Origin of the sequence: Nitrosomonas sp. (assembly GCF_019752095.1) — a bacterium.
GTDB lineage: Bacteria > Pseudomonadota > Gammaproteobacteria > Burkholderiales > Nitrosomonadaceae > Nitrosomonas.
Genome location: NZ_JAIEMO010000032.1, coordinates 58,829 through 74,613 on the forward strand (window position 1 = coordinate 58,829; position 15,785 = coordinate 74,613).

Below are 15,785 nucleotides of genomic sequence, written 5' to 3' on the forward strand. Positions count from 1 at the left end.
AAACTTATCATGCAACTGACTTTTTTAGGCGCAGCCGGTGAAGTAACCGGCTCCAGCTATCTCGTTGAAACTGGGAGCGTAAAGTTCCTGATTGATTGCGGTATGTTTCAGGGTGGACGCGAGGCGGATAAAAAGAATCGCACTGCCTTTAAATTCGATCCTAAAACAATTGATTTTGTATTGCTAACTCATGCCCATATCGATCATTCCGGATTATTACCACGGCTGAGCGCATGGGGCTTTCGAGGTCCGGTATACTGTACTGCAGCAACTGCGGATTTACTCCAAGTCATGCTCAAGGATAGCGCCTATATTCAGGAAAAGGAAATCGAATGGCGTAACAAATCGCGCCGTCACAGTCGATTTACACAAGACCTCGCCCCACTTTATACGGTTACCCAAGCAGAAGCCCTGCTGAAGCAATTGCATTGCATCGATTACAATACCGAAATCAACCCTCACCCTGCAATACGTTGCTGCTTTCGCGATGCCGGACATATTCTCGGCTCTTCCATCATCGAAGTTTGGATAAAACAACAGGCTGGACACAAGAAAATTGTATTTTCCGGCGATCTTGGAAAACCCGGTCATCCAGTTGTGCGGGACCCTACAATTATTCAACAAACCGATGTCCTGTTAATTGAATCCACGTATGGCAACCGACTGCATCGCAACATGACCGATACCCTTGATGAATTAGTACATGCTGTTAACGATACTCTGATTCATAAAGGCGGCAACGTCATCATCCCAGCATTCACGGTTGGACGTACTCAGGATATTCTGTTTCTGCTGGTTGATCTCTATCGGCAAGGTAAGCTCGGAGAAATGGAAATTTATGTGGATTCACCCATGGCACGTGCAGCCACTGAAATTACGCTAAAACATCTATCCTTGCTCGACCAGGAGTCCACCAATGCATTGCAATGGATGGGCGACAATACACAAAAACCCCGAATTCATTTGGTGCAGGATATTGAGGAATCGATGCAGCTTAACCACATGAAACACGGCATCATCATCATTTCAGCCAGTGGCATGTGTGATGCCGGACGTATCAAGCACCATCTGAAATACAATCTGGGTCGGCCTGAATGCAGCATATTGATTACCGGTTTCCAAGCTGCACGAAGCCTAGGCAGGCGTCTCGTGGATGGCGCCAAGCAAGTTAAAATTTTTGGTCAGGAAGTTCGTGTAAGAGCAGCCATCTATACCATCGGGGGCCTCTCAGCACACGCCGATCAAGCCGACTTACTCAATTGGCTCGGTCACTTTCAGAAAATGCCCGAAAAAATTTATGTCGTACATGGCGAGCTAAGTAATTCCACCGCCCTGGTAACTGCAATTCAACAGAAATTTAACTGGACGGCCCGTATTCCGGAGCATTTATCGGTGGTTACACTTTAGATATGAGAGTTATTAATGCTGTAAATTTTCTGATTGCGTCACAGTAAAATTTTTCTATTTGTCTGAACAACAAAACAATAGCTTTGCCAACCAAGAACAACTTATTTCTATTCTCAGGCTGCAGACAGGAAAACCATTGCTCCTAATCTATTGATTCAGCAGAATACAAGCAGCAGAAGTGGTTGGATCAGTGCGGACGGACACTATTGGAAGCATTGCTTGAAGGACCATTAATTTGGGCGAAAAAGAATTCATCTCAAACCTAAACTAACAGACGCCTAATAAAACGGGTAACTATCTGATCAGGTCTGAGTTGGTATATAAATAATTCAAGCATAGATCACCTTGTGAGACTCAACTTGGCAATACCAGCTTAGATGTATTCTTCTCCTTTTTGTTTGGTTGTGATATCAATAACATCATCAATTGTAGAGATGAAGATTTTGCCATCACCTAAATTGCCCGTATGAGATGCTTCTGTAATTGCTGATACCACTTCGTCTACTTTGGAATCCTCAACAACGATAAAAAATGTCAAAACATCATTGTATCGTTCAATGTAACGACCCAGCCCTGGCTGGACGTCTCTAGGTCCTTTCCCACGACCCTTTCCAGGGGTTACGGTTAGCCCACCAATTCCTGATTTTTGCAAAGCATCTAAAATGTTTTTTTCTCTGGATGCAAGAACAACTGCCTCTATTTTTTTCATATATTTCCTTGTAAAGATAGTTTAAAAACATACTTCTGAAATACTCCAAATCTATATGCCCCAAATATTACAAACAAAATATACCAAGCTAGGACAAACAACTCAAACAATTTATACCAATTACTTTACAAACTTTTAGATTGTCGGAAGATAATGAAAGAAGCTAAATTACCTGCGGATGAGCCGGAGGCTTATATTAATTAATACTCTGCGCATCCCCGACCAATACTTACCCGAAGCTCAACTAGCTATCAAAGCAGACGACAATGAAATCAATATATCAATATCTTTTCTTGCAACATCAATCCCCGCAACCCTTTAACCGCCGTTTGGCATGATACTTCTCCACCCATTTCAGCAACCACTTCGGTGCATGCTCGCGCTTCCATTCCCCCGCTGCATATTTATTGGCTTCCGACCAGGTTGGATAGGTATGAATAGTGCCTAAAATCTTGTTTAAACCCAGGCCGTACTTCATCGCCAACACAAATTCTGCAAGTAAATCGCTGGCATGAATGCCAACGATGCAGACGCCGAGAATTCGGTCCTTACCGGGAACCGTCAGTACTTTGACAAAACCATACGCGGCTTCGTCAACGATGGCGCGATCCAATTCCTGTAAATTAAAGCGCGTCACTTCGTAAGCGATACTGCGTTGCTTCGCTTCATTTTCCGACAATCCAACGCGCGCCACTTCCGGATCAGTGAAGGTCGTCCACGGAATCACCGAATAATCGGCCTTGAAGCGCTTGATAGCGCCAAACAATGCATTGATCGACGCATACCACGCTTGATGTGCAGCCGTATGGGTGAACTGATACGGCCCGGCAACATCACCGCAAGCATAAATGTTCGGATAAAGGGTCTGCAACCAGGCATTGGTTTCGATGGTACGCTGAGGCGACACCGGAATACCAAGTTCTTCCAATCCGAAGTCTTCAGTACGCGCTATCCGCCCGACGGCACATAGTAGTGCATCAAACGGCAATTTCATTTCCTCGTCATTTTGACTACGCACTACTAAATACTGTGTGTCACCTTCTCTTACGCAGCACAGTGTTTCAGTTTGCGTCAGAATTGACACACCGTCCACTTGCAATACAGTTTTAATCAATTCCACCGCATCAGCATCTTCGCGCGGCAACAAATCACTGCGCACGATCTGCGTTACCTGGCAATCTAATCGGGCAAATGCTTGCGCCAGCTCGCAGCCTATCGGCCCGCCGCCCAGTACAATCAGACGTCCCGGCCGTTCAGTCAGTGACCAGAGCGTATCGGAGGTGTAATAACGCACGGATTCCAGTCCCGGGATTTTCGGCACCATCGGATGCGCACCGGTGGCAATGACAATCGCGCGTGTTGTCAGGGCTTGTCCGTTGATCTCCACCGACCACGGCGAAGTAATTCGAGCTTTACCTTGCAATACCTCGACGCCTAATTGAGTATAACGCTCGACTGAATCGTGCGGTTCAACCGTTTTGATCACACGTTGAACACGCGCCATCACATCGGTAAAGTCATAATTCACATCGACCTGTTGAATGCCAAGTGATGCGGCATTTCTCGTTTGCTGTAAGAAAGTAGCAGTACGAATCAGCGCCTTGGACGGCACGCAACCATAATTGAGGCAATCGCCGCCCATTTTATGACTTTCGATCAACGTTACTCGGGCGCGCGTGGCTACTGCAATATACGCACTCACCAATCCGGCGGCACCGGCACCGATCACAATCAAATTTCTATCGAAATGTGCAGGTTTAGGCCAGCGCGCGTACAGCCGCCGGATTCTAATTATTCCGATGACCCAGCGAGCCAGCCATGGGAACAGCGCCAGCGCAGTAAATGAAATGATCAACGTTGGCGACATCACATCCGACACCTGTGCAATCGCCGCCAACTGCGTGCCTGCGTTGACATACACAGCTGTTCCGGCAAACATGCCAACCAAGCTGACCCAGAAATAGGTCATGCTGGGCAGTGCGGTCAATCCCATCAGCAAATTGATCAAAAAGAACGGAAAGATCGGTGCCAAGCGCAAGGAAAACAAATAGAATACGCCATCCCGCTCCAAACCTTTGTTGATCGTTTCCAGACGATCGCCGAAACGGCGCTGCACGGTACCACGCAAGACATAGCGTGCAATCCAGAACGCCAGCGTAGCACCGATCGTGGCCGCGACCAATACCACCGGTACACCAACCCAAAACCCGAACATGGCACCACCGGCTAATGTCATAACCGTTGCGCCAGGAAATGATAGAGCGGCCATCACGATATAGATCGAAGCAAAAATACCGATCACAAAAAACGATTCTGCCTGATAGGCCTGTTGCAATGCTTCATGCTGGGCTTTGAGCATTTCCAGCGTAAAAAAGCGCCCCAGGTCAAAAACGAAAAATAACACCATAAACAAGCCCAGCAGAATCACTATCCACCAACGATGTCTCATATTCTTCCTTCTCTAACACTACTTATCAGAATTCCTTACAAATTAACCTCTTACTCCATTTACATAAGCGGCCGTCAGTTCATGACTGGGTGATTCAAAGATATGCTGACAGCGGCCAAATTCGATCAGCTGACCGGCGCGCCCACTGACCCAGAAAAAAGCCGCATAATTGGCGATGCGTCTCGCTTGCGCAAGATTGTGCGTAACGATAACGATGGTATAACGGCCGCGCAAACGGCAGATCAGGTCTTCCACGATCCCGGATGCAAGCGGATCAAGCGCGCTACAGGGCTCATCCATCAACAAAATCTGTGGTTTCAACGCTAGCGCGCGTGCAATGCAAAGGCGTTGCTGCTGCCCACCGGACAAGCTGAGCGCGGATGCATCTAGGCGATCATGAACTTCATCCCATAAACCGACATCTCGCAGCACATGCTCAGTGATTGCCGCTACTTCTGTTTTTTGGGTGATGCCATGTTCATTGAGTGGTAGCGAAAGGTTGCGGCGGATGGAAAGCGGAAAAGGTGTGGGTTTCTGGAACACCATCCCGACCTGGCGACGCAATGTCTGCGCATGCGTGTCAGGATGATGAATATCCTGATTGTGCACCAGAATCTTCCCAGTCACATGGCAACCGGGTATCAGATCTGTCAGGCGATTGATTGCAGAAAGAAAGCTGGTTTTTCCGCAACCAGAGGGCCCAATCAACGCAGTAATACAGCCTTGAAAGATATCCAACGTCACCTTATCCAAAGCGGCCTTGCCATCGTACAGCAAGGACAAATTTCTTACCTGAATCGCGGGTTGTGGATCACAACAAACTGGCCCTGCCTCAAGCGGTCCCAGGGTAAAAGTATCTGATTTATCAGTACATTGACTGGAATTCATGTTCTGATCTTCCTGCGTTGCAGACCATAGGCAAATTTCATGGCCAGAATATTAATGCATAATAACAGACTGACCAGCACCAGCGCTGAAGCATAAGCTGGCATATCTCCACCGGGCACGTTCATGGATAAATCGAAAATATGCAACGCCAACGCACGTCCCGAATCCAGCAGGGAATCCGGCATGCGGTCTACATAACCGCTGGTAAACAATAAAGCCGCCGTCTCCGCCAATGCACGTCCTATCCCTAACAGAAGCCCAGCGGCCAAAACCGGCGCGGCAGCCGGAAGTATCAAATGAACCAGTGTTGCAGTGCGCGTCAAACCCAAAGCAGATGCTGACATGCGGTAAGCATTTGGCACGGTGCGAAGCCCTGCCTCTGCAGTGCTCGCCAGAATCGGCAATAACATGCACGCCAGCGTCAAACCACCCGACAAAATAGAAAAACCCAATCCCAGATAAATACTAAAAAAAGCGTTTCCAAACAGCCCGAAAACAATCGAAGGTACTCCTGCCAATACATGCAGACTGAATCGCACTGCTTTACCGAAAGCGCTGTCAACCGCAATAAATTCCGCCAGCAGTATCGCAGTGGTCCATGCAATCGGCACTGCTGTCAGCACTGCCACCAACAAAATTAGTAACGTGGAAACCAATATGGACGCAATGCCCCCTGTCCGCCCAGCATCGCGCGGAGATTCCATCAAAAATTCCCAGGAAAGGTGGGCAAGGCCGCCTCGAACCAGATCAGCCAATATCCATATAAAAACCGTGCTGATCAGTAAAACTGATGCATAAATCAATAACTGCACCCCACGATCACGTAAAACTTTCCTCGTATGAACAGGCGTTGTTTCACGCATAACGCTGCTTCTTCAGCAATCCGGCCATACCCGATAGCACCATGACCAAAAGCATCAGAAGCAACCCTGACACAAACAGAACAGCACGGTGGCCCCCCATGGCGTATGCGGCCTCCAGTGCAATGTTGGCTGCCAGTGTGCGCACTGGGTCAAACAACGTTTCCGGATATTGCACCACATTACCTGCCACCATTAACACTGCCATAGTCTCACCGAGCGCACGCGCCGCTGCCAGAATAATTCCGGCGACAATTCCGGTTTTTGCAGCTGGCAATGCAACGCCTCTGATCATCCCCCAGCGTGATAATCCCAGCGCAGCCGCATTACGCAGCAACTCCTCCGGCACCGCCGCCAGTGCTGTATAAGCAGTCAAGGTTATTGTTGGCAGAATCATCATTGTCAACACCAGTATTGCAGCCAACAAACTGGCACCGGGCGGGTTCCACTGGTTGATCAGCGGTACCAAAGTCGTCAATCCCCAGAACCCAAAAACCACAGAAGGGATGCCAGACAGCAACTCTATTAAGCGCTTATAAAACGTTGCCAGATGCAATGGCGCATAAAATACGATAAATAATGCGGATGCCAAGCTCAATGGGATGGTCAGCAGTAACGCTCCAACACTTGTCAGCACCGTACCTGACAGCATCGGCATTAAATTGTAGGCACCTTCCAGCGGATGCCAGGACGCATCGTTGATGAAACGTGCGATGGATAATTTTGACAAAACAGGCCAGGATTCATGGGCCAGGAAAAACAGAATAAGTAGCATCACCAGTGCTGCAAGCATTGCGCCTATACGCAGAATACCAATCAGCAGCTTGTCAATTAGTATTAATCGGAACAAAATATTGCGCTCTGACAAGATCATGCACCTGCGATGAACGGGCAAATTCGATAAACTGTTGCGCCCAGCCATGCAGCTCGCTGGAGGTTACCAAACTCAACGGACGCGACAACGGAAAAATACCTTGCCGGACATTCTCCGCCGAAGCATCCACGCCGTCTAATGACAATAAACGGATAGGCGCACCGCGTTGCACCTCAAATTCAACCGCACCGATTGATACGTAACCAATGGCGTGTGGATTTCCAAGCACCGTTTTGATGCCCTGCGCATTATCACCGATAATGATGTGCGGTTTGATCTCACTATTTTTAAGCTGCAAATACTCTGAAAACAATTCCAGCGTAGATCGTCCTTCCGCTTTATTTACGACGGTAATGCGAGCATCCGCGCCACCCACAACATTCCAGCGCATAATCCTGCCCGTATATATACCTGCAATCTGTTCCCGGCTCAGTGTTCTGACCGGATTATCAGCATGCACGATGATGCTAACGCCATCTTGTGCGATCACAAACGCATGCAGATCCACCTCATCCGGTTTCAATGCGCGCGACACCATGCCGATGGCCGCAATTCCTTTACGCACATCGTGAATGCCACGCGCAGAACCGCCTGTCTGTACATCGATACGCACGCCTGGGTGCAACGATTCAAACCGCCGTGCGATTTCACCGACCAAAGGTGCTATGGTACTTGAACCGGTTAAAACTAAACGCTGCGTAGCGGCTTTTGTTTGCGCTTGCAATGATGAGACACAAGCTACCCCAATAATAATAAAAAACCCGTAGGCTAATAGCAATTGTAAATTTTTTGGCATTTCTATTTTTTCACTCGGTCTTTTGTCGCTTACTTTCTATCATTCAATGATCTGGATTACTGTCCATTTTGCAGCAATCCAGATATCGCCATACCATGCGGTTACTGCTGCACCAGCATTATCAGTATCGATCATAATAGCCACGGCATCAACCAATTACTTCCAATTGGTTGCTTATTCGACCATACATAGTTGATAGCACGCGCACGCCAAAATAATGCAATGGGCAAGAAACCAGCATGCAGCCAAGCAGCGTAAAACGGTTAACTTGGTGACGGTCTACTTTCTCTTCCTCTTTTTCATTTGCGGATTGCCACCTTTCTTTTCAGAAAATAGTAATATGTACTGGATACTTCCGAAGCAAAAATCGATTGGCCAGTCCAATCCCAACAAAGAACCTGGCTAACAATAAGAGGAGTTTAAAAATGAGTACAGTTCATGCATATGCAGCCAGAAAAGCCAATGGTGCCTTAGAACCCTTTGAGTATGAACTAGGATTAATTGGCCCAGAAGAAGTAGATATCGCGGTCGAATCCTGTGGCATTTGCCACAGCGATCTTAGTATGCTCGATGATGCATGGGGCATGACGCGATTTCCTTTAGTTCCAGGACACGAAGTGATAGGAAAGATCTCAAGAATCGGCGACCACGTTTCACATTTCTCAGTGGGTGATCGGGTCGGTTTGGGTTGGCACGCAGGATACTGCATGACTTGCAACCAGTGTCTCGGCGGACATCACAATTTATGTTCAAGTGCTGAGTCCACAATTGTCGGTCGTCACGGCGGGTTTGCCGATACAGTCCGCGCGCATAGCACGAGTGTTGCTAAACTACCTGATGCCCTGAATGCCAAGATCGCAGGCCCATTACTCTGCGGCGGAATAACGGTGTTTAATCCCTTGGTGCAGTTCGGTATTTCGCCAACAGACAGCGTTGGTGTAATCGGGATTGGTGGCTTGGGACACTTGGCCATCAAATTTGCACGAGCTTGGGGCTGTCATGTCACTGCCTTTACTTCAGAGGGAGCGAAAGAGCAAGAAGCCCTGGATTTTGGAGCTCACGACACGATCAATTCGCGTAAACCGGGAGCCATCAAAGGTACTACAAACCGCTTTGATTTGTTGCTCTCGACCGTCAACGTCAGGCTTGATTGGAATAGCTATATTAGTTTGCTCAAACCACGCGGCAGATTACACATGTTAGGTGCAGTCACAGATCCTTTGGATCTGAATCTTATTCCAATGATGTTTGGCCAATTGTCAGTTAGTTCATCACCGGTCGGCAGCCCTGCAACCATCCGTAAAATGCTTGAGTTTGCTGCACGTCATAATGTAGCACCAGTGACCGAGCATTATCCGATGAATAAAGTCAACGATGCCATAGAACACCTTCGTTCTGGTAAGGCTAGATATCGAATAGTATTAGATCGGTAGCCAATTCGCCTAAAAAATATGAGACGTCAACGATAGACTACTCTGGACTTTGCAATATTCCATGACTGAATCAGAAAGAGAGAACCTAATGTTGAAATATATTTTTCAGCCAGTTAAAAAATACCAGGAGAGCGTAAGAAACGGTGGCACCTTGATCAGACCTAAATACCGAGCACAACATGAATTAAATGGAGCTATCAATGACATTAATAGAGAACAATCTAAAATCTAATTTGATTAATGCATTTTTCGAATGCGATTTAAAACAATTACAAAAAGATTATCCCTCCATCAAGGAAATCAATGTTTCGCACAAAGATTTTCTTTACCGCCAGGGCGATCGTTGTTCGGATGTCTTTTGGATAAAAAGTGGCATCGTTAAGCTCTCTCAAATAACAGAAGAGGGAATTGAAGTTACCATTACTATTCTTGGGAAAGGAGGCGTCCTTGGTTGCTTTTGGAATAATTCTGCCAGCCCAGAAGTAGAAGAGACTGTACAGGCATTGGGAGAAGTTAATTTCTATCGTATAGCAAAAAGCGATTTCAGAGCATTAATGTCTCATCAAACAGAGTTGGCATGGCATGTTTTTGAGGAGATATATGCTCGCAAGCAGAAAATCGAACGCAAGCTTCGCACTGTTCTGACACAACCCGTTGAGATTCGTGTCATAGCAACATTATTAGAATTAGCTGAAATATTTGGAATAAAGTGCACTCATGGATATGCATTGGAAATTCATTTAACCCAACAAGAAGTGGCGGATTTAGTAGGTGCCAGTCGCTCAGTGGTAAGCACAATCTTGAATGATTTTAGGAGCCGCGGAATGCTGGACTATACGCGCGAACAGATTTGCATTAATGATGCTGCGTTCATTAATCTTTAAGTGGTAATTGCATTTGTGTTTTCTAGCTAACAGACTTTAGTAGTAGAACTGTATTAATGTACTGAACGTGGTGACTATGGAGTGATCACAAATTAATCCAAGGAGAATTCACATGAAAGTTATTTCACCCCGTATGCACGGTTATCTTGATTTTCTGACCGTTTTTATTTTTTTACTCGCCCCTACACTATTAGGATTAAGTCAGCTACCAGCCATGCTTGCCTACAGTCTGGCTGCAGTCCACTTGATGGTTACACTGGCTTCTGATTTTCCCTTTGGTGTAGTTAAGCTAATTCCATTTACCATTCACGGTTGGATTGAGCGTCTAGTTGGCCCTTCGCTCATTGCCCTGCCCTTTATCCTGGGTTTTGCAGATGAAGAGACTGCAAGAAATTTTTATATCGCAGTGGGTTTGATTATTATCGTGGTCGGTATGCTCACTGATTATCAAGGTGTATCAAGAGATAAAAAGAATTCTTAAAGAATGGAAAACTGTAATCAGTATTAGAGTTTTATACATGCGGCCATTCCAATGGCCGCTAAAGCAAGAAAATCACAAATACACTTTATTTGGCTATGTAACAACTGATTATTGAAAATGACTTATAGAATCTAACGATTTACTTATAAACAATTGGTTATGTCGTTTCATGGCAATCAAAAAGTCATTTGTCATTAGAGTACTGTATGAATTAACAGTTAATTGTTACATAGCCCTTTATTTTTTCAATAAAGGCTTAAGAGGAAACTAAAAATGAAAACTATCAGTACAATTGTTGATGATGTTTCTGTATCTCCTGAAATTGAAGAAACCTTCATCAAGATAAAAAAAGCGCTTAACGCGCCCTTTACACCGAACTTTTTCCGAGTATGGGGTATTTCACCTGAGTCGTTAAAAGGCATCTGGCCAGTAATGAATCATATACTGACGAGTGGTCGGGTAGGACGTCAACTTAAAGAAATGATTTTTGTTGCGATCTCATCATTAAAGGGCTGCCACTACTGTGAAGCCGCACATCACGCATTTTGTCTAAGCATAGGCGTCACACCTGAACAAATTGACAGCCTAATTAATAACTATACGGCAGATACGGCTGACCCTAAGGACAAAGCCGCCATAGATTTTGCTGTTAGACTCGCAAAAGACTCTCACTCATCAAGTGAACAGGATTTCCTGGCCTTAAGAGAGCTGGGGTTTGATGATGAAGAAATTATGGAAATTATTGCCATGTCAGGTATGGGCGTTTTCTACAATCATTTAGCTAATGCAACCAAAATAAATATTGACGAAGGGTTTGTTAAGAAGATCTCAAAGAAATGAATCCATATATTATTTATGGCTATCAGGGTACACAGAGGTTATGGGTTGAGGGTAATTTTGCTGAGGTTTGCTTTGTTTATAGAAAATCCCACCAAAACAAGCTAAACGGTAAAGTAATAAAGCACCCCGCCGCAAGCAGCGAGGTATTAAAAGCGCTCTTCAGACTGCTGGTTTTCAACCAGCCTTCGCCCCAAGGGGCGAGGAATTAAACCCGGAAGAGATTAAAATAATAATTATCTGACACCTACGGATGTTTTCGAAGGTGTTCCTCTCGAAACTACAGTAGAGTATTTTCATTCACGCAAATTTATAGTAGCCTATCTTATTGAAGAAATTATGTGATTGGAGTTCGTTTTGACTAGAACACGTGAATTTGATGTTAATGAAACTCTGGACAGAGCTATGCATTTATTCTGGAAAAAGGGTTATGTCGAAACTTCTGTGCGCGATCTAGTTGAGTATACTGGTGTCGCTCATGCTGGCCTGTACTCTGCGTTTGGGGATAAAGAGGGACTCTTTAAGGCTGCTGTTAGAAAATATTGTCTCAAAATAGCAGACGAGATGTTCGGTGTTCTTGACCATGATAATGCTGGACGTGCTGAAGTTGAGCGCATTTTCGGAAACATCCTGCAAATGAATAAAGACGGACGCCTACGTAACGGTTGTATGCTGGTCAATACGGCCATTGAGTTTTCAGAAACAGATGAAGAACTCAAAAATATGGTGTTGGGCAACTTTAAAAAACTGGAGGAAGCACTGGGTAGAGCGCTCACTCATGCTGTTGCAGCCGGAGAAGTCCGGAATGATCTTCCTGTCAAAAGAGTAGCCATTTCGATGGCAACAACAATTCACGGCCTAGCCGCGCTGTCTCGAGCTGGAATTTCATTTTCTACAATAGAAGAAGCCATACTTGCTACGCTTGAACAGCTAGATTAAAAAAATTTGCACAATTAAGATCGATCGATCTTAAACGGAGGTTATAGTGGCTGCAATTGAAAGCAAAACTAAACAATTAAACAAAATGGATCGTTTCGCACTTCAATGGGCAGAATTTGTCATTAAAAATCGCGTGAAGACAATTTTTTTTGCAATTGTTGTCTTTTTAATTTTTGCCGCTGGATTGATGCAGATTCAGACTTCACATAATTATCGCGTCTTTTTTAGCGATAAAAATCCTGACCTGCTCACATTTGAAAAATTTGAAGAAACATATACGAAAAATGACAATTTTCTTTTTGTTTTTAAGCCTTATTCAGGCACGATTGATCAACCTTTTGTTGCTCAGGCTATTGAAGAATTTACGGCCCGAGCCTGGACCATTCCATTCGCAATACGGGTCGATTCAATCACCAATTTTCAGCATACCTATGCCATCGATGACGACTTGATTGTTGAGGACCTTATAGAAGATGCAGCAAATCTTTCACAGGCAGAAATTGCTAAGCGCGTTGATATCGCACTTAACGAGCCTTTGCTTGCGGGTAGTCTTGTTGCACTTGATCGTGGCGCATCAGGCATCAATGTAACGCTGCAATACCCGGGAAAAAGCTTGGGCGAACTACCAGAAGCCATTCATTTCGCGCACGCACTCGTAGCTGAATTCGAACAAAGTTATCCAGACCTGAAGATTGCACTCACAGGTATTTCGGCACTCAATAATGCTTTTTTTGAGGCCACAATAAATGATGCAAAAACACTCTATGGGCCAATGTTTCTAGTGCTGATTGTTATCACATGGCTCATCATACGAAACATTTCCGGTGTCGTTGCAACGGTACTCGTTATTACATTTGCAACACTGGCCGCGATGGGTTTTGCGGGTTGGGCAGGCATCACCATTTCGCCATTCTCGGGCAGTGCACCGGTTGTCATTCTAACGCTGGCCATTGTGGACTCTATTCATATACTGATTACGATGGTGCAGCGTATGCGTGTAGGCGATGACAAAATTGCGGCCATCAAAGAAAGTATGCGGGTCAATTTTCTAGCCGTTTCAATTACCAGCTTAACAACGATTATCGGCTTTCTAGCACTCAATTTTTCCGATGCGCCTCCTTTCAATGCCCTGGGAAATATTGCAGCAGTGGGCATTGCTGCCGCGTGGTTTTATTCGCTTACATTTTTGCCGGCTTTGTTAGCACTTTTGCCATTTAATGTACAAACCTATTCAGATAAATCTCGAGGGCCGCTTCAGGAAGCAATCAATAAACTTGCCGAGTTCGTTATTGCAAGAGCACGTGCTACGCTAGTTTTTGTCGGTCTCCTTTTCATTGGCCTGGCTTCCGCCATACCAACAATCGACTTGAACGATCAATGGGTTGAATACTTTGACGATCGAGTAGAATTTCGTGGTGATGCGAAGTTTGCTATCAATCATCTGACAGGACTTTATATTCTGGAGTACTCCGTACCTGCTGGAGAACCTGGTGCCATCAGTGAGCCTAAATATCTACAAGACCTGGATGACTTTGCGATCTGGCTGCGAGAATATTCAAAGGTACGCCATGTTTACTCGTATACGGACATCATCAGGCGGCTGAGCATGAACATGAATGCCGACGATCCGGCCTATTATAAAATCCCAGAGGAACGTGAGCTCGCTGCGCAATATCTGCTGCTTTATGAATTGTCATTACCTTACGGACTGGACCTCAATGACCGCATAGACATTGACAAGTCATCGACTCGAGTTTCAGTCACACTCGATGAAATTACCACAGGAGAGACGCGGCGATTCCTGAAAGATATTGATGCCTGGTGGAATGCACGTTCACCAGGGAATGAAGTGTATGGAACTGGCGCAACCTATCTTTTTTCCTTTATCTCCGAGCGCAATATACAGGACATGATTGGCGGCAACATTGTCGCGGTCATTTTGATTTCCCTTATTATGATAATCACGCTGAGAAGCTTTAGCTTCGGGTTTCTTAGCTTGATTCCAAATATTGCGCCCCTCATTATGACGTTCGGTGTATGGGCGTTGCTAGTAGGAGAAGTGGGTATGGCTGCAGCGACGGTATCCGCTACTTCTCTTGGCATTATCGTCGACAACACGGTGCATATCCTTACCAAATACCAGCGTGCTCGTGAAGAGTTAGCGCTCTCCGTTGAGGATGCAATTCGCTACACCTTTGATACCGTTGGGGCTGCGGTTGTGGCCAATGCGCTGATTCTGGCGTTTGGCTTTAGTGTTCTCATGTATTCTTCATTCCAGATTACGTCTGATATGGGAACGTTGACAGCACTGGCTATTATTATCGCCTTGATTGTAGATCTGTTGTTGTTACCAGCGCTGCTCATGCTACGCGCTCAACCTAAAAAAAGGAGTTCATTATGTTAAGACTGAAAAGACTCAAGCAATTTAATCCATTTAACCATGTGATTTTAGCAGGCGTTCTCATGCTGACAAGCTTCGCTCATTTACCTGTTGCCGCAGAAGATCTTGATCAAAAGGGATTTGATGTTGCTGCACGTAACGACCGTTCAGATCGAGGCTTTGGTGATAGCCGAGTAGAGCTTGAAATGGTGCTGAAAAATGCCGCAGGCGCAGAATCCCGGCGCACACTTGAAATCTCGACACTTGAGCTTCCGGATGAATCTGTCGGTGATAAAAATCTTATCGTTTTTTTCACGCCCGCAGACATTGAAGGTACGGCACTACTTTCTTACGCCAAAATATTGGATCCAGACGATCAATGGCTCTATCTGCCAGCGCTAAAACGTGTGAAACGTATCTCATCAAAAAACAAATCCGGCCCATTTGTCGGCTCAGAGTATGCTTTTGAAGATATCACCGGCCAGGAACTTGAAAAATATGAATATACCTGGTTGCGTGAAGAACCTTGTGGAGAACTGAACTGTGACGTTGTTGAGCGCCGGCCACGCTATAAGGATTCCGGTTATACCAAGCAAATTGGATGGGTTGATCAGACCGTTTATCAAGCGCGAAAGATTGAATATTACGATCGCAAAGGCAGCCTGCTGAAAACCCAACTGTTCGAGGATTATAAACTTTATGATGATAAATTCTGGCGAGCACATGTGTGGCGCATGGAAAATCATCAAACAGGTAAAAGTACCAATCTTTTTTACAAGGACTATAAATTCAATTTAGGCCTCAAAGACGGTGACTTTGTTACCGGAGCACTATCGCGTCAGCGATAG

Annotated in this window: 14 protein-coding genes; 8 read left to right on the plus strand and 6 right to left on the minus strand. The window is 45.5% G+C overall.

The window, feature by feature from the left end:
- Positions 1–9 precede the first annotated feature (9 nt).
- Positions 10–1,407, plus strand: coding sequence for an MBL fold metallo-hydrolase (locus K2Q13_RS09790; protein ID WP_292920880.1), 1,398 nt, complete (start codon positions 10–12; stop codon positions 1,405–1,407).
- A 373-nt stretch (positions 1,408–1,780) separates the two neighbouring features.
- Here the strand turns inward: K2Q13_RS09790 and K2Q13_RS09795 are convergent, their stop codons facing one another.
- From K2Q13_RS09795 to K2Q13_RS09820, 6 genes are all read right to left on the minus strand, one after another.
- A complete protein-coding gene (locus K2Q13_RS09795) occupies positions 1,781–2,116 on the minus strand; it encodes a P-II family nitrogen regulator (RefSeq protein ID WP_292920881.1) in 336 nt (111 codons plus the stop codon).
- Between the two features lie 301 nt (positions 2,117–2,417).
- Positions 2,418–4,565 carry a bifunctional TVP38/TMEM64 family protein/FAD-dependent oxidoreductase gene (locus K2Q13_RS09800; protein WP_292920882.1) on the minus strand — a complete coding sequence of 716 codons (2,148 nt, stop codon included), beginning with the start codon at positions 4,563–4,565 and terminating at the stop codon, positions 2,418–2,420.
- Positions 4,566–4,607: 42 nt separating this feature from the next.
- A complete protein-coding gene (locus K2Q13_RS09805; RefSeq protein ID WP_292920883.1) occupies positions 4,608–5,453 on the minus strand; it encodes a phosphate ABC transporter ATP-binding protein in 846 nt (281 codons plus the stop codon).
- Complete coding sequence (pstA, locus tag K2Q13_RS09810; RefSeq protein ID WP_292920884.1) at positions 5,450–6,316, minus strand: phosphate ABC transporter permease PstA; 867 nt, start codon at positions 6,314–6,316, stop codon at positions 5,450–5,452. Before pstA ends, K2Q13_RS09805 begins: the two co-directional genes overlap by 4 nt.
- Positions 6,309–7,187, minus strand: coding sequence for a phosphate ABC transporter permease subunit PstC (gene pstC, locus K2Q13_RS09815; protein ID WP_292920885.1), 879 nt, complete (start codon positions 7,185–7,187; stop codon positions 6,309–6,311). The genes pstA and pstC overlap by 8 nt, the downstream gene beginning before the upstream one ends.
- On the minus strand, positions 7,141–7,983 hold the full coding sequence (locus K2Q13_RS09820; RefSeq protein ID WP_292920886.1) for a phosphate ABC transporter substrate-binding protein: 843 nt from the start codon (positions 7,981–7,983) through the stop codon (positions 7,141–7,143). Before K2Q13_RS09820 ends, pstC begins: the two co-directional genes overlap by 47 nt.
- Positions 7,984–8,408: 425 nt before the next feature.
- Between K2Q13_RS09820 and K2Q13_RS09825 the strand changes: the two genes are divergently transcribed.
- The 7 genes from K2Q13_RS09825 to K2Q13_RS09855 all read left to right on the plus strand — a co-directional run bounded on the left by K2Q13_RS09825 (position 8,409) and on the right by K2Q13_RS09855 (position 15,785).
- Positions 8,409–9,416, plus strand: coding sequence for an NAD(P)-dependent alcohol dehydrogenase (locus tag K2Q13_RS09825; protein ID WP_292920887.1), 1,008 nt, complete (start codon positions 8,409–8,411; stop codon positions 9,414–9,416).
- 200 nt (positions 9,417–9,616) lie between these two features.
- Entirely contained in the window at positions 9,617–10,300 is a 684-nt protein-coding gene (locus tag K2Q13_RS09830; RefSeq protein WP_292920888.1) for a Crp/Fnr family transcriptional regulator, read from the plus strand.
- Between the two features lie 112 nt (positions 10,301–10,412).
- Positions 10,413–10,781, plus strand: coding sequence for a hypothetical protein (locus K2Q13_RS09835; protein ID WP_292920889.1), 369 nt, complete (start codon positions 10,413–10,415; stop codon positions 10,779–10,781).
- Between the two features lie 273 nt (positions 10,782–11,054).
- Positions 11,055–11,621: a peroxidase-related enzyme gene (locus K2Q13_RS09840; RefSeq protein WP_292920890.1), complete on the plus strand. Its 567-nt coding sequence runs from the start codon at positions 11,055–11,057 to the stop codon at positions 11,619–11,621.
- A 354-nt stretch (positions 11,622–11,975) separates the two neighbouring features.
- The gene (locus K2Q13_RS09845) at positions 11,976–12,557 is read left to right on the plus strand and encodes a TetR/AcrR family transcriptional regulator (RefSeq protein ID WP_292920891.1); all 582 of its coding nucleotides are present in this window, start codon (positions 11,976–11,978) and stop codon (positions 12,555–12,557) included.
- Between the two features lie 46 nt (positions 12,558–12,603).
- Positions 12,604–14,961 carry an MMPL family transporter gene (locus tag K2Q13_RS09850; RefSeq protein WP_292920892.1) on the plus strand — a complete coding sequence of 786 codons (2,358 nt, stop codon included), beginning with the start codon at positions 12,604–12,606 and terminating at the stop codon, positions 14,959–14,961.
- Positions 14,955–15,785, plus strand: a complete 831-nt coding sequence (locus tag K2Q13_RS09855; protein WP_292920893.1) for an outer membrane lipoprotein-sorting protein — start codon at positions 14,955–14,957, stop codon at positions 15,783–15,785. Before K2Q13_RS09850 ends, K2Q13_RS09855 begins: the two co-directional genes overlap by 7 nt.